We start from the raw sequence: 25,000 nt of genomic DNA, 5'->3' as shown, positions 1-25,000 counted from the left end.
ATGGGATCACAGTCCCACATTTGAGGACAGCGGGCCTAGCGTGAGGGCCATGGCGACCTACACCCACGGACACCACGAGTCGGTCTTGCGCTCACATCGCTGGCGCACCGCAGAGAATTCGGCCGCTTACCTGCTGCCACATCTTTCCTCCGGATTTTCACTGCTGGACGTCGGATGCGGCCCCGGCACCATCACCGCCGACCTGGCGACACGCGTCACACCCGGCCGGACGGTGGCCCTGGAGCAGACCGGGCCGGCCCTCGACCTGGCCCGCGCCGAGATCGAGCGGCGCGGTCTGTCCGGCGTCGAGTTCGCGGTCGGCGACGTGCACGCGCTGGACTTCCCGGACGCCACGTTCGACGTGGTGCACGCCCACCAGGTGCTGCAGCACGTGGCCGATCCGGTCGCCGCGCTGCGCGAGATGCGCCGGGTGACCCGGCCGGGCGGGCTGGTCGCGGCCCGCGACAGCGACTACGCGGCGTTCACCTGGTTTCCCCAGGTGCCGGAGCTGGACGAGTGGCTGGCCCTCTACCAGCGGGTGGCGCGCGGCAACGGCGGCGAGCCGGACGCCGGGCGGCGGCTGCTGTCGTGGGCGCGGGAGGCGGGCTTCACCGAGGTCACCGCGACGGCCAGTGTGTGGTGCTTCGCGAACGACGAGGACCGGCAGTGGTGGGGCGGGATGTGGGCGGAGCGCATCCTGAAGTCCGACATGTCAGAAAAGTCGATCCGGACCGGCGCGGCGACCGAAAGGGATCTCCAGCGGATCGCGGACGGCTGGCGGCACTGGGCCGAAGACCCCGACGGCTGGCTGATCATCCCGCACGGCGAGATCCTGTGCCGGGTCTGAGAGATCAGGACCGCGGCCGGTACGCCCAATGCCACGACTCCCGGGGCACGTTCTCCACGAACCCGTAGTTCTTGGCGTTCTTCCGCATCCAGGACAGTGCCTCGGAGTTCAGGTCCAGGTCGGTGGCCATGCCCCAGCCGTGCTCGCTGGTGCCGGGCTTGGCCGCCAGCCCGCCCTGTGAGTAGAGCCCCTTGCGGCGGGCCAGATCGACCTGTTCGGCGTACGGCCGGTAGGAATCGGTAATTCCGATCTTGACCCCGTCGCGTTTGGCGTCCTCGATCATCCGGTTCAGGTTCTGCGCGGCCGGCGCCCAGAGCTTGTGCCGGGTGTCGCCGACCTGCCCGAGGGCCTCTGCCGGGATCTTGCCGTTGCCGTACGCGACGAGGTCTTCGGGTACGCCCTTGCTGTTAAGTTTGTAGGTTTTGTCCGTCTCGGCCGTCGAGGCAGCGACCGCGCTGCGCAGGTGGCTGGCGAAGCTTCCCTGCGCGGGCGCGGTGCCGCTCTTGGCCGCGGTCGAGCTGGTCGCGGTGGTGGCCTGCTGGCCCTGCAAGGCGAGGATCCGGCTCTGGATACTCGCGATGCGCGAATTCACTCCCTCGATTCCCACGCCTTCTCGTTCGGCGGCAGCCCCGGAAACTGAGGCGCAACCGGAAAAGAACTCAGGACGCGGGGGCCAGATCGATGGTGTGCTGGGTGTGGGCGACCTTGGCCTGGAGGTAACGCACGTTCACCGGCGAGGCGTGCACCGCCGTCGGCCGCACCGCCCGCACCTCGACTCCCAGGTCCCGAAGCTGCCGCGACTTGTCCGGGTTGTTGGTGAGCAGGTCGATCACCGCGGCGCCGAGGGCGTCCAGCATCTGCCCGGCGGCGGTGTAGTCCCGCTCGTCGTCGGCGTGCCCGAGAGCGCGGTTGGCCTCGTACGTGTCCATCCCGGTGTCCTGAAGCGCGTACGCGTCGAGCTTCGCGTACAACCCGATGCCCCGCCCCTCCTGCCGCAGGTACAGCAGATAGCCGCCGGTCTCGGCGATCCGCTCGACCGCCTCCCGCAGCTGGGGGCCGCAGTCGCAGCGCTGTGAGCCGAAGACGTCGCCGGTCATGCACTCGGAGTGCAGCCGGACCAGCGGCACCTCGGCATCCGCGACGTCGCCGAGGGCGAGTGCGAGATGCTCCTTCCCGTCCGACAGGCCGGTGAAGGTGATGACCTCCGCCGTGGTGCGGTACCCGTCGGGGAATTCGAGCGGAACGGTGACGCGAGTACGAACCGGCATGCCCTCTCCCTGTGCACTTGACACTTCAAGTACGGATCGACCGTACAAGCCGGTTCATGAGGTGGCCAGGGTCGCTGATCACATTGCAAGATCAACGGGGTTGGTGTTGGCGCCGCAGAGCAGCACCACCACCCGCTCGCCCGGTTCCGGCCGGTAGGCGCCGGAGAGCAGTGCGGCCTGGGCGGCGGCGGTGCCGTGCTCGACCACGATCCGGTGGTCGTCCCACAGCCGGCGGCGGGCCTCGACGATCGCGTCGTCGGTGACCAGGATCGACTCGATCTTGCGAGAGACCGCCAGATCAAAGGCGATTTGCCCGGTACGCCGTGCGCCGAGTGAATCAGCGGCCACCCCGGAGACGGACACATCGACCGGCTCACCGCGCTCCAGAGCCGTGTGCAGCGCGCACGAGGTGACCGGTTCGACGGCTTTCACCGCGACGTCCGGCAGCGCCGCCAGCATCCCGGCGATCAGCCCACCCCCACCGACCGCCACCAGCACCGTGTCACAGTCCGGCAGCTCCAGCCCGATCGTGCCGTTCCCGGCCACCATCGCCGGATCGTCGTAGGCGTGGCAGAACAACGCCCCGGTCTCCCCGGCACGCACGATCGCGGCGGCGTAGGCCTCGGCGTACTCGGAGCCCTCCTGCACCACCCGGGCACCGAGCTTGCCGAGTTTCGCCACCTTGACCGCGGGCGCGGTGACCGGCACGAACACCTCGGCCGGAATCCCCAGCTCGTGGGCGGCGTAGGCGGCGGCCAGCCCGGCGTTGCCACCGGACGCCGCGATGATCCCGGCAGCCGGCGGGTTCCCGGTGAGGATCCGGTTGAACATGCCACGGGTCTTGAACGACCCGGCGTGCTGCAGATATTCGAGCTTGAACCACAGCTCCGGGCCGGCCTCGACGACCGGGGTCCGCCGGATCCGGCCGTCGATGCGCTTCGCCGCGGCCTGCACGTCAGCCAGATCGATCATGAAACCAGCTTAGGTTCTGTGTGACGGATCGCGTGGGAGCGAGGCCGCACAGAATCTAGGCGACGCTCCAGGAGACGCTGCTGGACGGAACCGGTAAACGGTCGCCGACCAGGCGCGCGAGATCCAGTAATCGGTTCGAGAAGCCCCACTCGTTGTCGAACCAGCCGCGCACCTTCACCCCGCCGTCGGCGGTGGTCTGCGTGCCGGACGGGTCGAACAGGCAGGACGCCGGATTGTTCTTGACGTCGATGGAGACGGTCGGGTCCGGGTCGTACGCCAGAATCCCGCGCAGCGGTCCCCCCGCCGCCTCCGCCATCGCCCGGTTGACCTCCTCGGCGGTCACCGGGCGCCCGGTCGTCCCGGACAACTCGGCCAGCGAGCCGATCGGGGTGGGCACGCAGTAGTAGCTGTACCGCATCTCACCGATCTCCGGCAGCGCCACCCGGACCAGGTCACCGACCACGTGGTTGTGCGGGATGATGCTGTCCCCGCCGGCCCGGCCCAGACGCGGGTCGTCCCGTGACGTGCCGACCATCGAGTCCTGCACCCGCTGCCAGCCCTGGGTGGCGAGCATCACCGACGTGTTCACCGACCGTAACCCGAAGCGGTCCAGCAGCACCTTCGCCATCACGGTCAGCGCGTTCACCCCGCAGGACGCCGGGGAGACCACGTCGTGGCTGGCCGGGTCGTAGTTCTGATGGTTCGCCCCGAAGACCAGGAAGGCGTCCGGGTCGTCGGCCGAGGCGCTGATCACCACCTTGCGGGCGCCACCGTGGGTGATGTGGTGCCGGGCCGCGGTGCCGGCCCGGAACCGCCCGGTGGCCTCGATCACCACGTCCACCCCGTGGTCGGCCCACGGGATCCGCTCCGGCCGCTCGTGGTGGAAGGCACGGACGGCATGGTCGTTGACCACCAGGTAGTCCCCACGCGCGGTCACCGTGCCCGGGAACGTGCCCCGGATGCTGTCCCTGCGCAGGCCGTACGCCAGTTTCTCGGTCGGCGCGATGTCGTTCACCGCGGCGATCTCCACTCCGGCGTCTGGCATGGCGGCCACGATCCGGGTCAAGCTTCGGCCGATCCGCCCGAGTCCGTTGATCCCGATCGCGACAGTCATCGAGCGCTCCTCGATTGTTTCACTTTGTCAGTATTTGCCCTGAGACTCGGAGGGTCCTGTTCCCACAAGAATCCACCCGCCGTCACGACACCGACACTATGAGTTGTGCAAGTTGCACGTCAACGGACGACATTCTCACACCACGTCAGCGACGGTCATCAAAACCCGGTAGGGCACAGTAGACGGCAGTCCGGCATGCTGGAGGTGTGCCCGTCCTCGTCTCCCACGCGCCCGCCGACGAACCGTGGGCACAGTGGATCGCCGCCTCCCTGCGCGCCGCCGGGCACCAGGTGCACCTCGATCCCGCCGACGGCACGTTCGCCGCGCGGCTCACCGCCGGCGCCCCCGACGACGGCCCGGTGCTCCTGCTGCTCTCCGCCGAGCACCGTGCCACGATCACCGACTGGACCCTGCTCACCGAGGCCCCCGCCCTGGCCGGCCGCTTGATCGCGCTGTGCCTGGACGCCGCCGGAGCCCCCGGCGCGCTGCACCCGATCCCGTGCCACAGCCTGCACGGACTCGACGAGGAGGACGCCATCGAGACACTGCTCACCCTCGCCGGCGGAATCCCGCGAAGAATCTCCGGCGATCCAGGTTTGCGGCCCACCGCCGGGTGGTAATCGCGCGACCATCCCCGGAGGGTGTACGCCACCCGGAACGCCCCGCCCCGGCCCCTGACCCGGCGCGCGGCCCGATCGTGACCACGCGACGAGACGGAGCTGAACCGAGGCACCCAGTGTGACCAGGCGACGCCCGCAACGCCGCGCAGGGCCCCACCCGTAAGATGGCGGGGCGACGGACGAGTCGGCTGGGCGGTCGCGTCGGCACCCCGCAAGAGGTGCCGCCGAGGAACGTCCGGACTCCAGAGAGCAGGGTGGTTGTTAACGGCAACCCGGGGCGACCCGCGGGAAAGTGCCACAGAGAACAGACCGCCGGCACACGCCACGGCGTGGCGCCGGTAAGGGTGAAACGGTGAGGTAAGAGCTCACCAGCACCCCGGGTGACCGGGGTGGCTCGGTAAACCCCACCCGGAGCAAGGCCAAGCAAGGCCCGCGACCGCAAGGACGCGGACCGGCGCAGGCGTTCGAGGGCTGCTCGCCCGAGCCTGCGGGTAGGCCGCAAGAGTCTGCCGGCAACGGCAGACCGAGATGGATGACCGCCCCCGGAGGCCGCAGGCCCCCGGGACAGAATCCGGCGTACCGGCCGACTCGTCCGCCGCCCCGCAACCCGGGGCGGCAGACTCTGAACCGTCCAAGCCATCGATGTGTACACGGTTGTGAGCGGCCACCGACCAGGGCGGCCGGTTCCGCGCGGCGCGCGGCCCGACCAGGAGCGCCAGATGGATGATGTGGAGAGCCGCCGAAGAGCGGACGCCGAGACGTTCGTGGCGAATCTCGAGGATGAGTTGCGGTGCACCGCGCCCGGCCGACCGCTGTCGGTACTCGACGTGATCGAAGGCTCGGATTCCTCGAACCTGGTCCATTGCATGGTCCGCCTGGACGGGTACCCCCTGCGAATCGACATCATGTCCGGATGGTGGATGTCGGTGGGGGCAGACGGTGTGGCGAACGCCGTCCTACAGGCTCACGGATACGCCTGCGAGAAGGCCGGAATCGCGAAATTGCTGCTCCGGCGGCATGGCCGGGATTGGTCTACCCGATCCGGGAGTCGGCAGGAGCCAGGCGACCCGACCCAGTCGGGGGATCACACAGACATGGACGCCGTAACCGACATCCTGCAGCGCCTGGAGAAGACAGCATCTCGGGTCAGCACGGCGATGCGCCGTTTCGAACGGCGCCACCACCCGGAACACCGTGAAATCACCGGTCCGCACGGGTTGTTCACCCTGACTCTGCGCGGTTCCTTCATCGACGGTGCTCGGGTCGACATGATCCGGCTCGGTCCGGAAGACGCCTCGGCTCTCGCATCGGATGCACTGGCTGCCCTGACCGCCGCCCGCTCCGGTACTTCACGGAACGGTGGCAGCTGATGCCGGAGTACGACTACTACTCGGCAAAGAACATCCGGGTGGCCACCGACGGTCTGCGGGAGGCCTCCGCGAACTGGCACGATCTCGCTGAGCAGATGTCCAGGGTCGCCGCGCTCGCCCGCCTGCAAACCCTGGGCCGGAGCGCCTTCATGATCCTCGTCGATGGTCCGGTCAGCGGGGCCACGTCCCAGGACCTGCACGGCGCCTACCAGCGGGAGTTCGAGAAACTGGCCGGCCTCTTCCAGGAGGCCGGGGAACAGTTCACCGCGATGAGCGCCGCGCTGGAACAAAACGCCGAATGGTACGAGGACGCGGATGCCGAGTCAGCTCAGAGCTTCGACGGCATCGCCCGTGGCAGCTGGCCTCACTAGAGGAGCGGAAGGCAGACATGCAACCGGACAGGGCTCCGAACGACGAGTTCGCGACGGCATCACTGGGCGTGTTCCGTGCAGCAGTCGATCTCGTCGATCGATCCATCCGAGACATCCGTACGGTTTGGAGCGGATTTCTCCTGACCGTCGATCAGCTCATCACCAGGATTCGCACGGAACTCGATGAAAGCTGGTGGGGGCAGGTCATCGAGTGGTTCACCGATGACGTCGCGGACGTACTGCACGGCATCGAACGAAGTCTCGCCGATGCTCGGGCAAAGGTCTCCGAGGTCTTGGACCGGCTCGAGCAGGCGGTGATCGGTTCGCCACCTGTCGAGTCGCTGTTCACGGTCGGCCTCGACTGGTCGGTGACGGTGAACACAGGCCTGAGCAGGATCGTCCCAGAGGTGCGGCAGTCCGGCGGAATCGACAGTTGGCACGGCCCGGCCCGTGAGACGTACCTGACCCGCGAACAGGAGCAGGAGAATGCCACCGATCACGTCACCAGCGCGGTCAAGGAACTCAGCATCTGGCTGTCACGGGTGGGCTTGGCGAACGTTCAGTTCATCGGGAAGCTCTTCGACCAAGCCGGCCTGGTCATCGAGAAGATCGTCGAGATGACCGCCGACGTCTCCGTGGCCGCGCACTCCGGCGACCTCCTCAGCGGGCAGGAAGCCATCAATGATCTGACTTCCGCCCTGGGCCGTTTCGCGTCGAACATCATCGGCTACCTGACCGCTCTGGGTACCCGCCTCGCCGAAGTAGTCGGAATGATCACGGCGGTAGCCGCCACACACAGTGACTACCGGGCATTCCCCGACGCCCACTGGCCTCGGGCGGTGAAAGCATGAGGCCTCGGCTGTTCTTCGTCGTGGTGACTGCGCTCGCCGTGACCGGCTGCGCCGGCCCCGACTTCCCGGATCCTGAAGAGTTCGCGCTGCCTTCACCTGGGGGTGGGGGGTCCTCCGTGAAGCCGCTCCCGTTCCGGTCGGTGCCGGCGGCTACGCACCGGTGGCGGACCGATGGGCTGGCCTGCCCGACGGTGACCGCCGATGCGGCCCGCGCCGTGGGTGTCGCCGGGCCCGGCCGGCTCACCGAATCCACCGATCTCTCCGCCGCCGGCAACACCATAACGTGCCTATGGGCTCCGGCCGGCCGGGCCGAGTCGGTCACCCTGAGCCTCGACACCTCGACGTCGCAGGCCGCGGCCGACATCGCCTGGCAGACCCGGTCCGCACTCCTGCGCGAGGCCGTGCCCGGGGTTGGTGAGCAGGCTTTCACCGGGGTTCTGGGCAATGAGATCCAGGTTCTGGTGCGATCCGGGAACGCCACTTTGAACGTCACCGTAGTCGCGAAACCGGATGATCCCGAGGGACTGTCGAGCCTGCGGGCGGCGGCGCCGGCGATCGCCGGGGCCATGCTCGGCTCGCTGATTCCGGCATGACGTCTACAAGCGGCTCATCGACTGTTCGGGGGCCCGGTGTGCGCCGGATTTGTCCAGGTCGGTCAGGGTCACCGTCTGTTCCAGTTGGGCTCGGCCCTGGGTCAGGAAGCGGTCCAGTTCGGCCTGGTCGAGGGATTCGCGGTCGGCGCGGGCCTTGGCCCGTTCGGCGGCTCGGGCGGCCTTCACCCGGGCGACCTCGTCGGCGGCCTCCTGTTTGGCGCGGCGGGTGGCGGCGGCCTTGGCGGCGCGGGCGCGGGCCACCTCCGGGTCCAGTTTGCCCTTCGGGCGGACCTCGGTGATCACCTCGACCTCGTGGGCCTCGATCGCGGCGAAGTCCGGGCGGATCTTGGCGGCTACCCATTCGACGCCGGCTACCAGGCCGACCACCAGGGCGAAGATGATCCGCAGGCCGAGAGGGCCGGGGGCGGCGAAGTTCACCGCCGCCGAGATGACCACCACGATGGAGAGGATCTTCATGGCGGCGCGTTTGGCGTCGACCGCCATGCCGGGGGTCTGGGTGATGGTCAGCATGGAGAGCATGGCCAGGTCGAAGACGGCCGGCACGATCCAGGCGAACATGCCGGCGCCGAGCGTGGCCAGGTAGTGGGCCTGATGCAGGTAGCTGGCGGCGAGCGCGCCGATCAGGATCAGGTTGTTGGCGCGTTTGATGGTCCGGATGGCCCTGATCATGCCGGGTACCGCGCCCTTGGCGTATTCGGTGGCGAACTGCTGCGTCAGGGTATGAGTCGGCAACGCTGTAGCTCCTCCGCGGTGACGGCCGGGGCAGGGCGGCCGTCCGGGGCAGGTGGGGCGGCGCCGGACACGACGCTACCGGAGCATCCGTACGATCCGGGCGAATACCGAAATTCATCTCGCGTCCGAAAAGTCCGGAAATCGGAGAGAAGGGCCGGGCACCATCGTGCCCGGCGCCAGGACCTCAGGTAGAGGACACGCTGTCGATCGGCTTGACCCGCGGATCACCCTCGTCGGCGAAGTAGTCGTCGGGAGCCGTACCGTCCGTGCCCTCAGGTGTCTTCGCGGCCCGCAGGGCGAGTGTGACGACCACCGCGACCAGCGCGTTGACCAGCACCGCGACGAACCCCACGTAGATCGTCTTGGTGGTGTCGAAGCCGAACTCGGCGAGCGGGAACGCCGATCCCCCGAAGTGCAGCCGCCCGGTGGCCGCGTTGGGGATCTGCCACAGCATCCAGAATCCGAGCCCCATCCCGGCCGCCCACCCGGCGATCAGCGCGCCCCGGTGCAGCCAGCGGGTGTAGAGCCCGACCACCACGGCCGGCGCCGTCTGCAGGATGATCACACCGCCGATCAGCTGGAGGTCGATGGAGAACTGCGGGTCGAGGAAGACGATGCAGGCGACCGCCCCGATCTTCACCACCAGTGACGTGATCTTGGCGATGTTGGCCTCCTGCGCCGGGGTGGCGTCCTTGCGCAGGTACTCCTTGTAGATGTTGCGGGTGAACAGGTTGGCCGCGGCGATCGACATGATGGCGGCCGGGACCAGCGCGCCGATGCCGATGGCGGCGAAGGCGACGCCGGTGAACCAGGCCGGGAACTGCTGGTCGAACAGCAGCGGCACGACGGTGTTGCTGTCCACGCTGCCGGGGCTGTTGCCGGGCAGCGGTTTCACCCCGGCGGCGACGGCCATGTAGCCGAGGAGCGCGATCAGACCCAGGAGCAGGCTGTACGCCGGGAGAGCGCTCATGTTCCGCTTGATCACGTCCCGGTTCCGGCTGGCCAGCACACCGGTGATGCTGTGCGGGTAGAGGAACAGGGCGAGCGCCGACCCGAGGGCCAGGGTGAAGTACTGCACCTGGTTGTTGGCGTTGAGGATGATCCCGTCGTTGGGGTTGGGACTGGCCTGGAACTTCGCGTCGGCGGCGTCGAAGATGGCACCCCAGCCGCCGAGTTTGTACGGCAGCCAGAGCACCGCCACCAGGATCACGATGTAGATCAGGGTGTCCTTGACGAACGCGATCAGGGCGGGCGCCCGCAGCCCGGACTGGTAGGTGTAGGCGGCCAGGATCGCGAACGCCACGATGATCGGCAGATGCCGCGCGAAGGCGCTCTCCCCGGTGACGCCCATCGTCTTGAGCACGGCTTCGATGCCGACGAGCTGGAGCGCGATGTACGGCATCGTCGCCACGATCCCGGTGACCGCGATGACCAGGGCGAGGGTCGGCGAGTCGAACCGGGTGCGGACGAAGTCGGCGGGGGTGACGAAGCCGTGCCGGTGGGACACCGACCAGAGCCGGATCAGGATGAGGAAGAAGAGCGGATAGATCACCACGGTGTACGGCACGGCGAAGAACCCGGCGGCCCCCGCCCCGAAGATCAGCGCGGGCACGGCCACGAAGGTGTACGCGGTGTAGAGGTCGCCGCCGACCAGGAACCAGGTGATCCAGCCGCCGAAGCTGCGACCGCCCAGCCCCCACTCGTCGAGGTGGGCCATGTCCTTGGGCGCCCGCCACTTCGACGCGACGAAGCCCATCACGCTGACCAGCAGGAACAGGAAGGTGAAGACGACGATCTCGGTGATGTGATCGCTCATGACCGGCCCCGCTTGGTCATCTGATAGACGATCGTCGTGGTGGTGACGCCGAGCAGGATGAAGGCGAACTGGAGCCAGTAGAAGAGCGGGAAGCCGCCGATCCGCGGTTCGTCGTGATTGAACAGGAAGGTCATCAGCGGTACCACGATCGGCACCACCAGCAGCCAGTTCCAGGGGCTGCTGTCGCTACGGGGCTGTTGCGGTTCAGTCATGAGAACTCCAACATTTCGTGTGCGTTACGTCACGCTAACGAGACATTGGACGGTCGGGCGATCCCAAGTGCGCCGAACGGGTGCGGCGGTGCGCCGAACGGGCACACCGCCGCGGAGATCGACGTATGTCAGCGCAGACCGGTGGCGATGGTCCTGGTGAGCGTGGCCTTCTCGTCATCGCCGTCGAGCGACCACATCATCGCGCCGCCCAGTCCCTTGGCACGGATGTAGAGGGTCTTCTGGAGCAGGACCGCGGGGTCGTCGTACGTCCAGAAGGTGGTGCCGTCGAACAGCCACGCGTGCCCGTTACGCAGGTCCCGGTGCACGGTGAAGCCCTGGGCCGGAAGTTTCCTGAGCGTCTTCCAGTCCTCGGTGCCGGCCGCGAAGACACCCGGGGCGGGACCGGCGGCCGACTGGAACAGGCCCCGGCCGCCGCCGGTGACCCCGGTCCAGCCCTGGCCGTAATACGGCACACCGAGCACCAGTTTGCGCTTCGGGGCACCCCCGGCGATCCAGGCGTTGATGGTGTTCTCCACCGAGAAGTCCGGGTTGTCCGGCGCGCCCGCCGGTACCCGCAGCGCCGACTGCTGATTGGTGCGCGGCTCCCAGGTGCCGTGGAAGTCGTACCCCTGGACCGTACCGAAATCCAGGTATTTGAAGATCTTGTGGGCCTCGAATCCCGCCTCGATCTTGGCGGGGGCGGCCGGGAGGAACGCGGTGAGCAGGTACTTCTTCTTGTTCCGCTGACCGAGCTGGTCGAGCTGCGTGCGGAATTCGGCGAGTGCCAGGGTGAAGTTCCGCTTGTCCTCGGGGCGGATCACGTTGCCGTCGTTGCCGGACGAGCCGGGCCACTCCCAGTCCAGGTCGATGCCGTCGATGATGCCGGCCGCGACGCCCTCGGCCAGGCCGGGCAGGTTGCCCTTGATCCAGAGGTCGAGGCAGGAGCTGACCAGCTTCTTGCGGGAGGCGCTGGTGAGGACCGCGTCGGAGAAGTACGCCGATCCGGTCCAGCCACCGAGCGAGATCAGCACCTTCAGCTTCGGGTTCTTCGCCTTGAGTTCGGCGAGCTGGTTGAGATTCCCGGCGATCGGCTGACCAGCCTCGTCGGCGACGCCGTCCACGCTGTTCGCCGCGGAGAACGGGGTCTGCCAGTCGGCCCATGGGTCGGCGGAGGCGCACACGCCGTCCGCGGTGACCGGCCCGAACGCGTAGTTGAGGTGGGTCAGCCGGGCCGCGGCGCCGGAGTTCTGCACGTCGGCCAGCTGGAAGTCACGGCCGTAGATGCCCCACTGGGTGAAGTAGGCGACCTTGGTGTACGACGAGTGTGCCTGTGCGGGAGCGGGTGCGGCCGTCCCGACGACCGAGGCGGCGGCGGCCACGGCGACGAGGCGGCGGGTGATACCGCGCATGAGCCCTCCAGGGCGAAACGTTGAAGAAAGTTTCCTAATCGAGGAAGCTAAACGTCCCGCCCTGCGAGGGTCAATATCTATCAGCGAAGATGCGCGGTCTCGTTCACCGAGCGGACCGCGATGTTGCCGTCCGGCCACACGTCCATCGTCGACACCCCGGCCGCGTCCAGGAACAGCCGGTGCAGGAACGCGTCCCCGGCGGCCAGCGCGTCCCGCAGGATCAGCTTGATCGGCGAGACATGCGAGACCAGGACGACAACCTTGCCCGGGTACGCCTGAAGCACGGTCGCCAGAGCACCCCGCACCCGTTTCGCCACCGCCTGGAACGACTCCCCCCGCGGCGGGGCGACACTCGTCGACGCCAGCCAGGCGGCCATCTCGTCCGGCCAGCCCTCCTGCACCTCGGCGAACGTCTTACCCTCCCAGACGCCGAAGTCGCACTCGATCAGGTCCTCCATGACCGTCACGGGCAGGCCGCCGGCCGCGTCGGCGATGTGCTGCGCCGTGCGCCGGCACCGCAGCAGCGGCGAACTCAGCACCGCGTCGATCCGCGGCGAGATCCCGGACACCCGGCCGGCCGCCGCCATCGCCTGGGCCTCACCCTCATCGGTGAGCGGCACGTCACCACGTCCCGAGTAGCGGCCCGCCGTGGTCATCGGCGTCTCACCGTGCCGGACCAGGATGATCCGGGTGGCGTCGGTCAGCGAGGCCGGCGGGGCCCACGACTTCGGGGCCGCCTGCACGGTCTCACCGGCGGTCGCCTCGGGGGTGATCCCGGCCGCCTCGTCCATCGCCCGGTTCGCCAGCGCGTCGGCCGCCTTGTTCCGCTCCCGGGGGATCCACTCGTAGGTCACCCCGGCGAACTTGCCGACCAGCCCGGCCGCCTCCGCCGCCAGCGGGCGCAGACCGGCGTTCTTGATCTGCCAGCGGCCGGACATCTGCTCGATGACCAGCTTCGAGTCCATCCGGACCGCGACCCGCTCGGCGTTCAGCTCGGCCGCCGCCGCCAGCCCCGCGATCAGCCCGGAATACTCGGCCACATTGTTGGTGGCGACACCGAGCGAGTCGAAACGCTCGGCCAGCACCTCACCGGAGTCCGCGTCCAGGACCACCGCGCCGTACCCCGCCGGACCGGGGTTGCCCCGGGAGCCCCCGTCCGCCTCGACGACGACCCGGAGACCCGTCACAGGCCCGACTCCGCCGTACGCACCATGATCCGCCGGCACTCCTCGCAGCGGACCACCTCGTCCTTGGGCGCCGACTTCACCCGGTGCAGATCGGCGCCGTACAGCTCGATCCGGCAACCGCCGCACCGGCCGGCGTAGAACAGCGCCGCGCCCAGGCCGGTGTCGGTGCGGATCTTCTCGTACAGCTCGACCAGGTCGGCGGGCAGATCAGCGGCCAGCGGCTCCCGGGCCTTCGTCTTGAACTCCAGCTCCTTGCCGATCTCGTCGTTCGCCTCGTCCCGGCGGCGCTCGGCGTCCGACCGGCGGGCGACCGCCGCGGAGATCCGGCCCTGCACCTCGGTCAGCGCCGCCTCCGCGGTCTCCCGCTGCTCCATCAGCTCCAGCTCGGCGTCCTCCAGCTCGGACTGCCGGCGGTTCAGGGTGGCCAGCTCGTGCTGCAGCCCCTCCACCTCGCGCAGCGAGCCACCGGCGTCCAGGCGCTTCTGGTCCTTGTCCTTGCGCTGGCGGACCTGATCGATGTCCTTCTCCAGCCGGGCGATGTCCCGGTCCAGGTCGTCCACCACCACCTGGGCGCGGACCCGCTCGTCCTCCATCGCGGAGATCTCCCGCGCGACCGCGTCGATCTCGGCCAGTTCGGGCAGCGACTTACGCCGGTGGGCGAGCTGAGCCAGGGTGGTGTCGACGGACTGCAGGTCGAGCAGACGGCGCTGCGCTTCCGGGGCGGCCTTCACGGGCGGATCTCCAAATCATCGCGATTCGCATGGACGGTCCAGGGGTCGGTGTCCAGGTCCGACACCAGCACTTCGACGCCGTGATCGGCGCGCAGCCAGGCCGCCACGTCATCCAGCCAGGGCCGCTCGCTCGCCCAGTGGGCGACGTCGAGCAGGGCCGGCCCACCGGCCGCGAGATGCTCGCTGACCGGATGGTGACGAAGATCGGCGCAGAGATAAGCGTCGGCGCCCGACCGGGCGGCGACGGCCAGGAACGAGTCGCCCGCGCCACCACACACCGCGACCGTGCCGATCAGGCGGTCCGGGTCACCGGCCGCGCGCACCCCGGCCGCGGTCACCGGCAGGCGGCCGGCGGCGAACCGGGCGAACCTCGCCAGCGTCATCGGCGCCGGCAGCGTGCCGATCCGGCCCAGGCCACGGCCCCCACCGGCGGCCGCGCCCTCGGCCGGCGCCAGCGGGCGCAGGCCGGTCAGCTCCAGCCGGGCGGCCAGCGCGTCGGACACACCGGGGTTGGCGACGTCGGCGTTCGTGTGCGCGGTGTAGAGCGCCACCCCGGCCCGGATCAGCCGGTGCACCAGGGCGCCCTTGAACGTGTCGGGCGCGATCGACGACACCGGCTTCAGGAAGAGCGGGTGATGGGCGACGATCAGGTCGGCGCCGGCGTCCAGGGCCTGCTCCACGGTCTCCGGGACGCAGTCCACGACGCACAGGACCCGGGTCACCGGGGCGTCGAACTCACCGAGCACCAGCCCGACCCGGTCCCAGGACTCCGCCCAGTCCCGCGGGTAACGCGAGTCCAGGGCATCCACCAGGGTTCGGACGGTGCAGTCGGTCACGAGTAGGAACCCTATACCGCTAGGAAACCGCCCCCGGCTCGACTCGGCTCGCCGCCGCTGCCATCGGGTTGCTGACCGCCTGCAACGCCCGGCGCCAGGGGAAGGTGGGCCGGTACCGGTCGGTCTGACCGGGCAGGCCGAGACGGCACACGTCCTCCCCGTAGAGGACGTGCACCCCCCAGTCCCGCAGTTTCCCGAGGCTCTCGTGCAGCGCCGGGTGCAGCGCCATCACCTTGTTCGTGTACGGCACCACCGCGATCGGTACGCCGTACCCGTACGCCTCGACCAGCAGCCCCAGCACCAGCGTGTCGGTGATCCCGGCCGCCCACTTGTTGACCGTGTTGACCGTGGCTGGGGCGACGATCATCGCGGTGGCCTCGGGGAGCACGTCCGGGTCGCCGGGGCTCTTGTAGTCGGACCGGACCGGATGCCCGGTCATCGCCTGCAACATGTCCACGTCGACGAACTTGCGGCCGTCCGGGGTCGTGATCACGCAGACCTCCCAGCCCTCGCTCTGCGCGAGGCCGACCAGGATGCCCACGTCCCGAGCCATCGACGAACCGCACACCAGGACGTACAGCACACCGGGTGAGGGGTTACCAGACATCACTCGAGAACCCACCTCATACGCCGACTCCCATCTGTTCGGCCAGCTCCGCAATGGGTGCCGGCGGCGTGCCACGGGTACGCCGGAGCACGTCGGAAAGAACTTCGTGGGCGAGTGGCCGGCAGCGGATCTCGGACGGGGCCAGACGGTCCCCCTCCAGCAGCATCTCGCCCGCTTTCTCCACATCGCCGATCTGCGTGTAACCGCGGGCGATGTCGAGGTAGTGATGCGCCCGGCGTTCCGGGAGCATCGCCTGGAACCCGGCCTTGTCCATGGTCTCGTGCGCTTCGACGGCCATCCGCCCGTCACCGAGCTCGACCGCCGTCGCACACCGGTGCAGCTGCACGTTGGTCGGCCCGAAGCTGGTCCAGTAGTGGTTGAAGTCGCCACCCAGCTCCAGGGACGCCTGGTCGGCGCCACAGATCAGGTCCCGCACGGTCGCGGCGTCACCGATCCGGGCCGCCGACATGGCTCCGTTGAGCAGCAGCATCCCGTACACCGAGAGCTGCTCCGCCCGGGGCCGTTCCGGGCCGGCCGGCGCCAGCCGGTTGGCGATGTTGACGTTGACCTCCAGCGACGGCCGGACCCGGCCGAGCGCCAGCAGCGCGCTGCCCACCCGGTAGCTGGCCAGCCCGGCCAGCAACTGGTCGCCGGCGCGCTGCGAGACCGCGATCGACCGGTCCGCGGCCAGCCAGGACAGCTCGTGCTCACCGACCTTGCGCAGCGCCGACGAGGCGATCTGGTAGACCTGCCCGAGCAGGTGCGCGGCGTGCGGCGCGTCGTCGCTGTTCGCGTGGGCGCTGTCCGCCGCCTGGGCGTCACGCAGCAGTTTGGGAAGGGCCCGGGCCAGTACGCCGTACTTCGCGTGCTGGTAGGTCAGCCACGCGTGACTGACCGCTTTGCGCATCTCCGGCAGCGGTGGGGAATGTGGCACCGCTTGGAAGAACGCACTCATCTGGTCATAGCGCTCCAGAGCCGCCCGAATCTCCTCGACCTCGACCTGGTCGATGCAGTTCTGCGCCTCCGGCTTACGTTCCACTTCCTTGCCCAGCAACAACGTGACATCGACCTGGAGCACGTCGGCGATGTCGTAGACAACGGAGAACTTGTCGAGCCGGCGAACCCCGCGTTCCACCTTGTCGACCCAGCTCTTGGATTTGCCCAGCCGGTCCGCGAACACCTGCTGGGACATCTTGCGTCGGCCCCGCCAATAGGCGACGCGGCGGCCGATCGGCAGCTCGTCCACGGTGCCTCCCCCACTCAACCGGCGGCCCTTCCGCCGATGAGCCATCCGGTGTCGATCGCAGTGTGGACCGCTCACGTGCGCGCAGATCGCACAGCGTGTGTGATCGCCTGCTCACCGATGCTCGTATTTTTCTTGCAAGTTGCAAAGGGTGGATCTGCCGAGCCCAACGACGACCGTCGGGACGGGATACGGCCCTCCAGCCCGATCCCGGGGGTATCGAGCTATGCAGTGGACCAACCGTCAACCGTTCGTCCCATCGTCAATCCTCGACCGGGCACTCTTGCGCCGGGCCGCCCTGCGCTATGCCGCGCACGGCTGGCCCATCACCCCCGGCTCCTTCCTCACCGGACACCGGTTCGACTGCGGTCGACCGGAATGCCCGATAACCGGATGCCATCCGGCCCTCGAAGGCGGGGCCGCTTCGGCGACCGGCGATCCCGTACGGATCGCCGCGTGGTGGCGGCGCCTGCCGCACACCGTGCTGTTTCCCACCGGACAGGTCTTCGACGTCCTCGACGTGCCCGCCACCATCGGCCGGCACGGCCCCGACTTCGGACCGGTCGCGGTCACCGCCGCCGGGCGGTGGATGTATCTGATCCAGCCCGGCGGCACCCTGCACCCCGAACTGGACCGCCGCGTGGACGTCGTCCTGCACGGCGACGGCTCGTGGGTCCCCGCACCACCCAGCCGACTGCCCGAAGGCCCGGTGCGCTGGGCGATCCCACCGGCCCGCACCCGGTGGCGCCTGCCCGCCCCCGCACTGGTGCAGGAGCATCTGGTGGCGACCCTGGACACCGACCGCCCACCGACGGCGGCGGCCCGGGTCCCGAGACAACTGTCGACCGCCCGCCGAGCGGCCTGAACGCGAGAACACGTGGCACGGGACTAGATAACCCCATCGAACGCGATGATCGCATCCCCCGCCAGGGGGAAACACGCATGAGTGAACTGTTTCCACCCGTTCGCTCCGCCCGGACTGTCCCGCCGGGGCCTGCCTCCGGTGGCCGGGCGGCCTCTCCCCGGCTCTCCCCCGCACGGCCTCAGTGGGACGGCGTCCCGGAAGCCAGCTCGCGATAGGCGGCGATCACAGCCTCGGTGCGATCGGCCAGCTCGGGACCGCTCTCCAGCGGCGCACCACCCCCGGCCACCCGGGCCAGGGTCCGCTCGGCGTGCCGAGCCGTAGCGGCGACCTGCCGCTCACGGATGAACCCCTCCCCCGCACGAGCGGCCGCGTCGATCCCCCGCAGAATCCGGTTGGCCTCCGCACCGGCCTCCCGCCAGGCCTGCTCGACCCGCTCCCGCTGGGTGTCAGCGGCCAGCCGCGCCGGGCTGTCCACCGGAATGTCGGCGTCCCGCACCCCGGCCAGACCCTCCCGCAGTCGGCGCAGCTCCTGCCGCCGCACGAGGACATCGGCCAGCTCCGCCAGCGCACGAGTCAGCGCCCGGTCAGCGAGAACCGGATCGACCATGCCGCCGAGAGCACCCCAGGTGCGCCGAACCCGCCGCGACCCGTCGAGCGCATCAAGCATCGCCGCCCGCTCAGGAAGCGTCCACAGCACCCGAGCCTCCGCCGCCCCATCCCGGGAACCGGTCTCACCGTCCGCGTCACCACCGCGGGGAATCGCGAAGACGGCGGGCTGGGCGGCCCGAGCCTGCCGTCGCCAGACCGCGGCCACGGCGGCCACGCACCCGGCGGCGGCCAGCCACCAGCTGATCCCGGCCGCGCTCAGCACAGCGGCGGCGAGCACCAGCGGCAGAGCCACCCGGGACACCAGGACGACCCGGGCTTCCCGGTCACGCCCGTCCGGCGCCCGGGGCACGAACTCGACAACCGACCCGGCGCGTTCCCGGCGAACCCGCCCACTACGCACCCGAAGCGGACACGACGACACGACGACCTTCTCACCGTCGGCCCCGACATGCAGCTCCGTGGTCACGCCGCCTCCAGCTCAGTGCCTGCTCTCCCCGGACCGTCCGGGCGGGCCCAGACCGCCGAGGGGAAACCGGCCGGGACCCGCCCACCGCCGGGTCTCCCCGCCGGACACCAGTGAATTCGGAATCCCACGGTTCCCGAATGAGCCCATCCCCGGTGCACCCCGGTTGCACGGAAACCCACGAGATTCCGAGAACACCATCTGATGTGGGCGCCACACCAGATCCGCGCGATCAGGGACGCGCTCGGGCTCCGGTCCACGGCATGGCAGCCCTCGACGGGAAGTCATCGGTCAGGACAAAAACCCAAAAAGGGGTGCCATGATCTGCGGCCCGCACCGACCGCCGACACCCAGCGGCAGACCTCAATGGATACGCCACCGAATGAGGCGTTTCGCGCAGTCCACCACCACGCTCAGGTCAACCTCTCGCCAAAGTCACCGCGAGATGTGCGACCTCGGTCGAACCACCACCGATTCGAGTCCTGCCCTCGACCACCGACCCGCTTGCGGCCAACCCTCGATCGGATGTCCGCTTCCCGCCCAACCCCAAGCCGATCTTGGCGGATTCACCACCAAAATGAGCCTTGCTCGCGGCTGCCGATCACTTGCGGCCAATCCCTCGTGCAGACAACCCGCCCAGCCAAGATCTTGGCAGATTTACCACCGGAAACAGTCTTGTTCTCGGCCGCCTGATCACTTGCGGTCAATCCCTCGCGCGGGCGACCCGCTCACCGGAAATCTTGGTGGATTTACCACCGGAAACGGTGGTAAATCCACCAAGATCGACCAGAGCGGGGCCGAAAGGCGGACACCCACGCGAGAAATTAACCGCGAGCGGGCCAACAACCGCAAAGAAGGCCCTACCCGATGGAAAATCCACCAAGATCGGCCAGGGCAGGCCGGAAGGCGGGCACCCGCGTGGGTAATTGACCGCGAGCGGGCCAGCCATCGGGAAGGCCGGCGAACCGACCGCCGACGCCGAACCGACCGTGATGCGGGGCTTCCGGGGGCTCGGCCCCCGGAGCAGACAAGACGTGAGGCCCCGGTCCGCGCTTTCCGCGGACAGAGGCCTCCGACTCACGTGGGCGCGGTAGGTTTCGAACCTACGACCCCTCGCTTGTAAGGCGAGTGCTCTCCCACTGAGCTACGCGCCCGGCACGGCACGCTGCCGGAGCAGTCATCCTACCTTGCCGCTGATCGTGGCCTGAAGGCCGGCGAGGGCCGACCGCCACGCCGACTGGTCGCGGGTCTCGCCGGGGCCGGTCTCCTCGGCGAAGCGGATCACACCCGCGGTGTCGATGAGGAAGGTGCCCCGGTTGGCGATGCCGCGGTCGGGGTCGAAGACGCCGTACGCCTGGGCCACCGCGCCGTGTGGCCAGAAGTCGGCGAGCAGCGGGAAACTGAAGCCTTCCTGGTCGGCCCAGACCTTGTGGCTGTACGACGAGTCGACGCTGACGGTCAGCACCTGGACGGCGTCGTTGGCGTACGCCGGCAGGTTGTCCCGGATCTCGGTCAGCTCGCCGTGGCAGCGGCGGCTGAACGCCAGCGGGTAGAACACCAGCAGGACCGCTTTGCGACCGTGGAAGTCGGCGAGGCGGACCTCCTGGTTGTTCTGGTCCTTGAGGACGAAACCGGGGGCTTCGGCACCGACGTCGATCCGCATGCGTCCACCCTAACCGTGTGCCGATGGGTCGGCGCCCATCGGGCGCCGACCTGGGGGTGAGGGACCAGTGAGCTACTTCTTCTTGGTGCCCCGGGGGGTGGCCAGGCGTGCCCCGGTCCAGTCCTTGCCGGCATTCAGCGTCGAGGTCTGCTGCAGGCCCGCGGTGGGGGCCGATTCGCTGATCTCGCTCGGCTCGACGTGTCCGTCGCGGCCGGCTTTCGGGGTCAACAGCCACACCACGCCGTTGTCGGCGAGGGGGCCGAGGGCATCGGTGAGAATCTCGAAAAGGTCACCGTCGCCGTCGCGGTACCACAGCAGCACCGCGTCGACCACCTCATCGGTGTCCTCGTCGACCATGTCACCGACGCGTTCGGTCAGGGCGTCACGGAGTGTCTCGTCGACGTCGTCGTCGTAACCCATCTCCATGACCACCATGTTCGGCTCCAGGCCGAACCGGTCCGCCAGGCTGCGTACGCCGTCGGCCTGACCCGCGGTCGCGCTCACTGTCCAAATCCTCCTAGCCGTCGAGAAAAATATCGTCGAAATGCACCGGAACCTGGGGGTAGTCCACACATTCCGGGGCCGGTGCGCAAGTGGCGCACCGAGTGTGTGGCAATTTACCGTGCCAGCAGCGTGTGGGCACCCTGTGTGATGGCATCTTCTCCCACCAGCACGTGCTGGGCCGCCGGACCCAGCGGAACGGGGGTGTCGGCGGCGGCCACCCGGCGCACCGAGCCGACGAACGACCCGTCCACCAGGGCCGCGAGGACTCCCTCGCCGACGCCTCCGGAGCGCCGGGTCTCGTCCACGATCAGCACCCGGCCGGTCACCCCGGCCTCGCGCACCAGATCGGCTGTGGGCAGCGGATTCAGCCATCGGAGGTCGACCACACGGGAACCGTACCCGTCGGCGGCCAGTTGGGCGGCGACACGCAGCGACATCCGGACCCCGTTGCCGTACGTCACGATGGTCAGATCCTGGGCGGTGCCGAGTCCGTAGGTACGGGCCCGGCCGATCGGGACGTGGTCCTCGGCCCATTCACCGGGCGCCGGGTAGGGGGCGAGCCATTCGTTGTCGCCTTGTTGATAGAGGTCCCTCGTCTGGTAGAGGGCCACCGGTTCGAGGAAGACGCTGACGGTGCCGTCCACGACCGCGGCGGCCAGGCAGGCGCGGAGCATGGGCGCGGCGTCGGCGGCGCGGGCCGGGACGGCCACCACCAGGCCGGGGATGTCGCGCAGGGCGGCCACGGTGTTGTCGTTGAGCTGGTGGCCGCCGGCGCCGAACGGCTGGGCGAGCCCGGGCACCCGCAGCACCATCGGGTTGCGGTAGGCGCCGGACGACAGGTGGCCCATGGTGGCCGCCTCGGCGCGCAGCTGCTCCAGCCCGCCGTAGAGGTCCGCCAGGCCGTCCAGCTCGGCGACGGGCAGCAGTCCGGCCGTTCCGGCGCCCAGGGCCAGCCCGAGGATCGTGGTGGTGTCCGGGGGGCTGTCGAAGACCCGGTCGGCGTCGCGCAGCCCGGCGGTGACGCCGAACCGGCCGCCGCGGATGGTGGCCGGGCCGAAGACGAGCATCGACGGGTCGGTGGCGAGCGCGTCGGCGAGGGTGGCTCCGATGGTCTGGGCGAGGGTGAGCGGCCCGGCGTGTTCCGGCCGCCGGTCCGGGAGGAGACGGGCCTGGCCGGCGGCTTCGGTGACCGCGTCGGTGACCCGCTGCGGCCGCCGGGGCGCCAGGGTGGCCGCGACCTCGCCGAGGGACGCCAGTTTGGGCTCGCCGAGCACCTCCTCGGCGGCTTTGCGGACCTGCCAGCCGACCTCGTCGTACCGGGTGAGCACCTCGTCCGGCGTGTACAGCCCGGCGGCGACGAGCAGCCGGGCGGTGACGGTGAGCGGGTCCCGGTCGATCTCGTCCGGTTCCGGGTCGCCGGCCTGCCCGAGGAGCCGGACGGTGGACAGGTGCAGGACGGCGGGCCGGCGTTCGGTACGGACGAATCCGGCCGCCTCGGTGACCGCGTCGTGGACCGCGGCCAGGTCGCAGCCGTCGGCCGAGGAGTAGCGCAGCCCGGGGCGGCCACGGAGCACCTGAGCGGTCCAGGTCTCCGGACCGGGGGTGTCGTCCTCGCAGATCAGCAGCAGCGGCATCGGGCGGCCGGCGGATTCGATCCGGCCGGCCACGTCGAGGGCGGCGATGCCGGGGGCGCGCCCGGCCGCGCCGTCGCCGAAGGTGGCGACCACGATGGCGTCGTCCGGCCAGGCGGTGACGCCGGGGCGGGTGAGGGCGTGGGCCAGGCCGGCCGCGCGGGGCAGGTGGCCGCCGCCGCCGGAGAGGGCCGGGATCAGGTGCAGGGCCGGGTTGCCGAGGATCCGGTCCCGGCCGCCGGTGATCGGGTCGCGGACCGAGGCGACGACACCGCGCAGGATGTCCCGGGCGGCTTCTTCGAGGCGGCGGCCCCGGTCGGTGGCGGGGTCGGCGGGGCTGTTCGCCGCCCGTACGCAATAGAAGGCCGCGGAGCGGTGATGGAGCAGGGCCGGGTCGTCGCCGCGCAGCACCGCGGCGACCGCGGCGTTGCCCTCGTGCCCGGACGAGCCGGTGGTGTGGAAGCCCTCGTTGAAGCTGCGCAGCCAGCGCGCGGCGAGGTCGAGGTGGCGGCTGGTCAGCTGGGCGTCGAAGAGGTCCCTGGCCTGGGTCCCGGTCAGGCCGGCGCCGTCCCGGACCGGATCTTCGGGGGCACGCCCGGAGTCCGGTGGCCGCAGGGCCGAGACCGCATCGCGGAACCGCTCGTCGAGGTTTTGCGGGGTGGTCACGAGATTCAGCATTCCCGACGCGGGCCAGGAGTACCACTGCGAGATGGTTCGATCTGACACACACGACTGGTGACGTGGTGGTCTACTCAGAGACATGATCTTGCGGTACGCCGTTCTGCGCCTGGCTCAGTGCCTCGGCTGGCTGACCGGCACCGCGACCGTGTTCCTGCTGCTCGATCTGTACACATAGGCTCGGACGGCACATAGGCTCGGGCGATGCGTACCGAGCTGATCAACGTACGGACCGGCGGCTCCCCGGTGGTCGTGGACATCACCCGGGAGGCGGCCCGGTTCGCCCGCTCCGAGAAGGACGGCCTGCTGCACGTCTTCGTCCCGCACGCGACGGCCGGGCTGGCGATCATCGAGACCGGCGCGGGTTCCGACGACGATCTGCTGACCGCGATCGACGATCTGCTGCCCACCGAGGACAAGTGGCAGCACCGGCACGGTTCGCGCGGGCACGGCCGGGATCACGTGCTGCCGGCCTGGATCCCGCCGTACGCCACCCTGCCGGTGATCGGCGGCGAGATCGCCCTCGGCACCTGGCAGTCGATCTGCCTGGTGGACCCGAACGGCGACAACCCGGTCCGTCAGGTCCGCTTCTCGTTCATCGCCGGCTGAGCACGATCCTGGCCACCCCGGCCGGGGTGGTCCCGCGGCCGGGCGAGCCGCTGAGCACCACGTTCTCCGGGTAGAGCCGCCCGAGCAGCGCGAGCAGCACCAGGTCGTCGCCGGCGGGCAGCAGGGCGTCGCCGTCGTCGTTGTGCACCAGGCCGGGCGCGGTCAGCACCGGCCAGGCGCTCACGGTCCGGCCGCCGGGTGAGGCCGGACCGCCGCCGGCGAACCGGTGCCCGCGCAGCGCCTGGCCCAGGTCGACGCGGGCCGTCGCACCGTCCCGGGTGACCTCGATCACCGCGGTGCGGACGCCGTCGTGTGCGGGGTTCGCGGTGATCCGCGCGGCGAGCGGTCCGTCCCCGGTCACCGCGATCAGATCCCCGATTGCGGTACGCCGTTCGGCCGCGTAGTCGGCGGAGGCGGGCACCCAGGTCACGTCTTCGCCCCCGGTGGCCGGCCGCCAGCTGAGCAGGTGGCGCGGCGCGTCCCGGACGCTCCCGCCGACGACGGCCGGCAGGACGGTGCCGCCGTCGTGGTCGAACCCGTATCCGGCCGGCCCGTCCGCGCCGGCGATCACCCGCCGGGCGTACCCGACGACGCTGGTGTGCCGGACCCGCCGGAACAGCAGTTCGGCGAGGAACCGCTCACGGGCCTCCTCGGCGTGCCGCAGGCCGCGTGGGGTGACCAGCAGCGGCGTCTCCCGCCAGCCGGCGAACGGCAGCAGCGCGTCGCGGAGCAGGACGGTCTGGTGCAGCCACTCGTTGTAGAGCTGGACGGCGACCGGCCCGCCCCGCCCGCCCATCAGCATGTCGGCCGCCTCGGGGGTGAGCAGGTGCCCGTCGCAGCGGCTGCGGACGCCGAGCGGCCCGGCCGGGAACCCGATCCGCCGGGTGGCCGTCCGCTCCAGGGCCCGGCCGGCCCATCCGGCGATCTCGGCGCCGATCGTGGCGGCCTGGGCGGTGAATTCGCCGGCGCTCTCCGGCAGCGGCAGCGAGGTCTCCCGGCCGGTGGTCGCGAGGGTGGCCCGGATCTGGGTGTCCAGCACCTCGGGCGAGAACCCGTCGACGGCGTCGGCCACCCCGTGGAGCAGGGGTTCGAGGGTGGCGGCGACGGCTTCCGCGGTCATCGTGGAGCGCTCCGGGAGCGTGTTCCAGCGGGATCCTCCGAGCATGACGATCTCCCAT

The 25,000-nt window shown here is 70.0% G+C and carries 26 protein-coding genes, 1 tRNA gene and 1 other RNA gene; 9 read left to right on the top strand and 19 right to left on the bottom strand.

The features are described 5' to 3' along the window. Positions 1-49: 49 nt before the first annotated feature. On the top strand, positions 50-847 hold the full coding sequence (locus ACQ0O7_RS37520; protein WP_430789747.1) for a class I SAM-dependent methyltransferase: 798 nt from the start codon (positions 50-52) through the stop codon (positions 845-847). Positions 848-851: 4 nt separating this feature from the next. Here the strand turns inward: ACQ0O7_RS37520 and ACQ0O7_RS37515 are convergent, their stop codons facing one another. The 4 genes from ACQ0O7_RS37515 to ACQ0O7_RS37500 all read right to left on the bottom strand — a co-directional run bounded on the left by ACQ0O7_RS37515 (position 852) and on the right by ACQ0O7_RS37500 (position 4,201). Next, positions 852-1,454: a M15 family metallopeptidase gene (locus ACQ0O7_RS37515; protein WP_430789745.1), complete on the bottom strand. Its 603-nt coding sequence runs from the start codon at positions 1,452-1,454 to the stop codon at positions 852-854. Between the two features lie 52 nt (positions 1,455-1,506). Continuing rightward, positions 1,507-2,115, bottom strand: coding sequence for a GTP cyclohydrolase II (locus ACQ0O7_RS37510; protein WP_430789743.1), 609 nt, complete (start codon positions 2,113-2,115; stop codon positions 1,507-1,509). A 78-nt stretch (positions 2,116-2,193) separates the two neighbouring features. After that, complete coding sequence (locus ACQ0O7_RS37505) at positions 2,194-3,087, bottom strand: threonine/serine dehydratase (RefSeq protein WP_430789741.1); 894 nt, start codon at positions 3,085-3,087, stop codon at positions 2,194-2,196. A 55-nt stretch (positions 3,088-3,142) separates the two neighbouring features. Then, positions 3,143-4,201, bottom strand: a complete 1,059-nt coding sequence (locus ACQ0O7_RS37500; protein ID WP_430789739.1) for a type I glyceraldehyde-3-phosphate dehydrogenase — start codon at positions 4,199-4,201, stop codon at positions 3,143-3,145. A 206-nt stretch (positions 4,202-4,407) separates the two neighbouring features. Here ACQ0O7_RS37500 and ACQ0O7_RS37495 point away from each other — a divergent pair, with 206 nt between their 5' ends. From ACQ0O7_RS37495 to ACQ0O7_RS37470, 6 genes are all read left to right on the top strand, one after another. Further along, on the top strand, positions 4,408-4,821 hold the full coding sequence (locus ACQ0O7_RS37495; RefSeq protein WP_430789737.1) for a toll/interleukin-1 receptor domain-containing protein: 414 nt from the start codon (positions 4,408-4,410) through the stop codon (positions 4,819-4,821). Between the two features lie 180 nt (positions 4,822-5,001). Then, positions 5,002-5,416: RNase P RNA component class A (gene rnpB, locus ACQ0O7_RS37490), an RNA gene on the top strand. Positions 5,417-5,540: 124 nt separating this feature from the next. Beyond that, complete coding sequence (locus tag ACQ0O7_RS37485) at positions 5,541-6,191, top strand: hypothetical protein (RefSeq protein ID WP_430789735.1); 651 nt, start codon at positions 5,541-5,543, stop codon at positions 6,189-6,191. Next, positions 6,191-6,562, top strand: coding sequence for a hypothetical protein (locus tag ACQ0O7_RS37480; protein ID WP_430789733.1), 372 nt, complete (start codon positions 6,191-6,193; stop codon positions 6,560-6,562). Before ACQ0O7_RS37485 ends, ACQ0O7_RS37480 begins: the two co-directional genes overlap by 1 nt. Positions 6,563-6,579: 17 nt before the next feature. Beyond that, positions 6,580-7,413 carry a hypothetical protein gene (locus ACQ0O7_RS37475; protein ID WP_430789731.1) on the top strand — a complete coding sequence of 278 codons (834 nt, stop codon included), beginning with the start codon at positions 6,580-6,582 and terminating at the stop codon, positions 7,411-7,413. A 116-nt stretch (positions 7,414-7,529) separates the two neighbouring features. After that, a complete protein-coding gene (locus ACQ0O7_RS37470) occupies positions 7,530-8,006 on the top strand; it encodes a hypothetical protein (protein ID WP_430789729.1) in 477 nt (158 codons plus the stop codon). Between the two features lie 3 nt (positions 8,007-8,009). On the opposite strand, the gene ACQ0O7_RS37465 is transcribed toward ACQ0O7_RS37470, so the two are convergent. The 9 genes from ACQ0O7_RS37465 to ACQ0O7_RS37425 form a co-directional block, all read right to left on the bottom strand. After that, positions 8,010-8,759 carry a hypothetical protein gene (locus ACQ0O7_RS37465; RefSeq protein WP_430789727.1) on the bottom strand — a complete coding sequence of 250 codons (750 nt, stop codon included), beginning with the start codon at positions 8,757-8,759 and terminating at the stop codon, positions 8,010-8,012. A gap of 184 nt (positions 8,760-8,943) precedes the next feature. Continuing rightward, entirely contained in the window at positions 8,944-10,575 is a 1,632-nt protein-coding gene (gene mctP / locus ACQ0O7_RS37460; RefSeq protein ID WP_430789725.1) for a monocarboxylate uptake permease MctP, read from the bottom strand. Next, entirely contained in the window at positions 10,572-10,787 is a 216-nt protein-coding gene (locus tag ACQ0O7_RS37455) for a DUF3311 domain-containing protein (RefSeq protein ID WP_430789723.1), read from the bottom strand. The genes mctP and ACQ0O7_RS37455 overlap by 4 nt, the downstream gene beginning before the upstream one ends. Positions 10,788-10,915: 128 nt before the next feature. Then, positions 10,916-12,196, bottom strand: a complete 1,281-nt coding sequence (locus ACQ0O7_RS37450) for a glycoside hydrolase family 18 protein (RefSeq protein ID WP_430789721.1) — start codon at positions 12,194-12,196, stop codon at positions 10,916-10,918. An 80-nt stretch (positions 12,197-12,276) separates the two neighbouring features. After that, entirely contained in the window at positions 12,277-13,383 is a 1,107-nt protein-coding gene (locus tag ACQ0O7_RS37445; protein WP_430789719.1) for a bifunctional RNase H/acid phosphatase, read from the bottom strand. Further along, positions 13,380-14,114 (bottom strand): zinc ribbon domain-containing protein, encoded by a 735-nt coding sequence (locus tag ACQ0O7_RS37440; protein WP_430789717.1) that lies wholly within the window; start codon positions 14,112-14,114, stop codon positions 13,380-13,382. The genes ACQ0O7_RS37445 and ACQ0O7_RS37440 overlap by 4 nt, the downstream gene beginning before the upstream one ends. After that, positions 14,111-14,950: a Nif3-like dinuclear metal center hexameric protein gene (locus tag ACQ0O7_RS37435; RefSeq protein ID WP_430789715.1), complete on the bottom strand. Its 840-nt coding sequence runs from the start codon at positions 14,948-14,950 to the stop codon at positions 14,111-14,113. Before ACQ0O7_RS37435 ends, ACQ0O7_RS37440 begins: the two co-directional genes overlap by 4 nt. A 19-nt stretch (positions 14,951-14,969) precedes the next feature. Beyond that, the gene (locus ACQ0O7_RS37430) at positions 14,970-15,557 is read right to left on the bottom strand and encodes a flavoprotein (RefSeq protein ID WP_430789713.1); all 588 of its coding nucleotides are present in this window, start codon (positions 15,555-15,557) and stop codon (positions 14,970-14,972) included. A 16-nt stretch (positions 15,558-15,573) separates the two neighbouring features. Continuing rightward, positions 15,574-16,803 (bottom strand): helix-turn-helix domain-containing protein, encoded by a 1,230-nt coding sequence (locus ACQ0O7_RS37425; protein ID WP_430789711.1) that lies wholly within the window; start codon positions 16,801-16,803, stop codon positions 15,574-15,576. Positions 16,804-17,026: 223 nt separating this feature from the next. On the opposite strand from ACQ0O7_RS37425, the gene ACQ0O7_RS37420 reads away from it, so the two are divergent. Then, on the top strand, positions 17,027-17,665 hold the full coding sequence (locus ACQ0O7_RS37420) for a bifunctional DNA primase/polymerase (protein ID WP_430789709.1): 639 nt from the start codon (positions 17,027-17,029) through the stop codon (positions 17,663-17,665). 178 nt (positions 17,666-17,843) lie between these two features. On the opposite strand, the gene ACQ0O7_RS37415 is transcribed toward ACQ0O7_RS37420, so the two are convergent. The 5 genes from ACQ0O7_RS37415 to ACQ0O7_RS37395 all read right to left on the bottom strand — a co-directional run bounded on the left by ACQ0O7_RS37415 (position 17,844) and on the right by ACQ0O7_RS37395 (position 23,213). After that, a complete protein-coding gene (locus tag ACQ0O7_RS37415; protein ID WP_430789707.1) occupies positions 17,844-18,740 on the bottom strand; it encodes a hypothetical protein in 897 nt (298 codons plus the stop codon). Between the two features lie 1,079 nt (positions 18,741-19,819). After that, positions 19,820-19,891: transfer RNA gene (locus ACQ0O7_RS37410), tRNA-Val, on the bottom strand. 23 nt (positions 19,892-19,914) lie between these two features. Further along, entirely contained in the window at positions 19,915-20,400 is a 486-nt protein-coding gene (locus ACQ0O7_RS37405) for a peroxiredoxin (RefSeq protein ID WP_430789705.1), read from the bottom strand. A 72-nt stretch (positions 20,401-20,472) separates the two neighbouring features. Next, a complete protein-coding gene (locus ACQ0O7_RS37400; RefSeq protein WP_430789703.1) occupies positions 20,473-20,904 on the bottom strand; it encodes a DUF3052 domain-containing protein in 432 nt (143 codons plus the stop codon). Between the two features lie 113 nt (positions 20,905-21,017). Further along, complete coding sequence (locus ACQ0O7_RS37395; protein WP_430789891.1) at positions 21,018-23,213, bottom strand: transketolase C-terminal domain-containing protein; 2,196 nt, start codon at positions 23,211-23,213, stop codon at positions 21,018-21,020. 204 nt (positions 23,214-23,417) lie between these two features. On the opposite strand from ACQ0O7_RS37395, the gene ACQ0O7_RS37390 reads away from it, so the two are divergent. Next, complete coding sequence (locus tag ACQ0O7_RS37390; protein WP_430789701.1) at positions 23,418-23,822, top strand: YjbQ family protein; 405 nt, start codon at positions 23,418-23,420, stop codon at positions 23,820-23,822. Here ACQ0O7_RS37390 and ACQ0O7_RS37385 read toward each other — a convergent pair. Further along, on the bottom strand, positions 23,809-24,987 hold the full coding sequence (locus ACQ0O7_RS37385) for a hypothetical protein (protein WP_430789699.1): 1,179 nt from the start codon (positions 24,985-24,987) through the stop codon (positions 23,809-23,811). The genes ACQ0O7_RS37390 and ACQ0O7_RS37385 overlap by 14 nt on opposite strands. Between the last annotated feature and the right edge of the window lie 13 nt (positions 24,988-25,000).

This window comes from Actinoplanes sp. G11-F43, assembly GCF_050589265.1.
Classification (GTDB): domain Bacteria; phylum Actinomycetota; class Actinomycetes; order Mycobacteriales; family Micromonosporaceae; genus Actinoplanes.
The sequence above is the reverse complement of the archived record's forward strand: the minus strand, read 5'-3'. Positions and strand labels throughout refer to the sequence as shown.

Excerpts from the sequence above, each read along its gene's own strand:
- ACQ0O7_RS37480 (WP_430789733.1), top strand. The coding sequence starts at position 6,191 with ATGCCGGAGTACGACTACTACTCGGCAAAGAACATCCGGGTGGCCACC.
- ACQ0O7_RS37405 (WP_430789705.1), bottom strand. The coding sequence starts at position 20,400 with ATGCGGATCGACGTCGGTGCCGAAGCCCCCGGTTTCGTCCTCAAGGAC.
- ACQ0O7_RS37430 (WP_430789713.1), bottom strand. The coding sequence starts at position 15,557 with ATGTCTGGTAACCCCTCACCCGGTGTGCTGTACGTCCTGGTGTGCGGT.
- ACQ0O7_RS37420 (WP_430789709.1), top strand. The coding sequence starts at position 17,027 with ATGCAGTGGACCAACCGTCAACCGTTCGTCCCATCGTCAATCCTCGAC.
- ACQ0O7_RS37385 (WP_430789699.1), bottom strand. The coding sequence starts at position 24,987 with ATGCTCGGAGGATCCCGCTGGAACACGCTCCCGGAGCGCTCCACGATG.
- ACQ0O7_RS37510 (WP_430789743.1), bottom strand. The coding sequence starts at position 2,115 with ATGCCGGTTCGTACTCGCGTCACCGTTCCGCTCGAATTCCCCGACGGG.
- ACQ0O7_RS37500 (WP_430789739.1), bottom strand. The coding sequence starts at position 4,201 with ATGACTGTCGCGATCGGGATCAACGGACTCGGGCGGATCGGCCGAAGC.
- ACQ0O7_RS37450 (WP_430789721.1), bottom strand. The coding sequence starts at position 12,196 with ATGCGCGGTATCACCCGCCGCCTCGTCGCCGTGGCCGCCGCCGCCTCG.
- ACQ0O7_RS37455 (WP_430789723.1), bottom strand. The coding sequence starts at position 10,787 with ATGACTGAACCGCAACAGCCCCGTAGCGACAGCAGCCCCTGGAACTGG.
- ACQ0O7_RS37505 (WP_430789741.1), bottom strand. The coding sequence starts at position 3,087 with ATGATCGATCTGGCTGACGTGCAGGCCGCGGCGAAGCGCATCGACGGC.
- ACQ0O7_RS37520 (WP_430789747.1), top strand. The coding sequence starts at position 50 with ATGGCGACCTACACCCACGGACACCACGAGTCGGTCTTGCGCTCACAT.
- ACQ0O7_RS37475 (WP_430789731.1), top strand. The coding sequence starts at position 6,580 with ATGCAACCGGACAGGGCTCCGAACGACGAGTTCGCGACGGCATCACTG.
- mctP (WP_430789725.1), bottom strand. The coding sequence starts at position 10,575 with ATGAGCGATCACATCACCGAGATCGTCGTCTTCACCTTCCTGTTCCTG.
- ACQ0O7_RS37485 (WP_430789735.1), top strand. The coding sequence starts at position 5,541 with ATGGATGATGTGGAGAGCCGCCGAAGAGCGGACGCCGAGACGTTCGTG.
- ACQ0O7_RS37390 (WP_430789701.1), top strand. The coding sequence starts at position 23,418 with ATGCGTACCGAGCTGATCAACGTACGGACCGGCGGCTCCCCGGTGGTC.
- ACQ0O7_RS37395 (WP_430789891.1), bottom strand. The coding sequence starts at position 23,213 with ATGCTGAATCTCGTGACCACCCCGCAAAACCTCGACGAGCGGTTCCGC.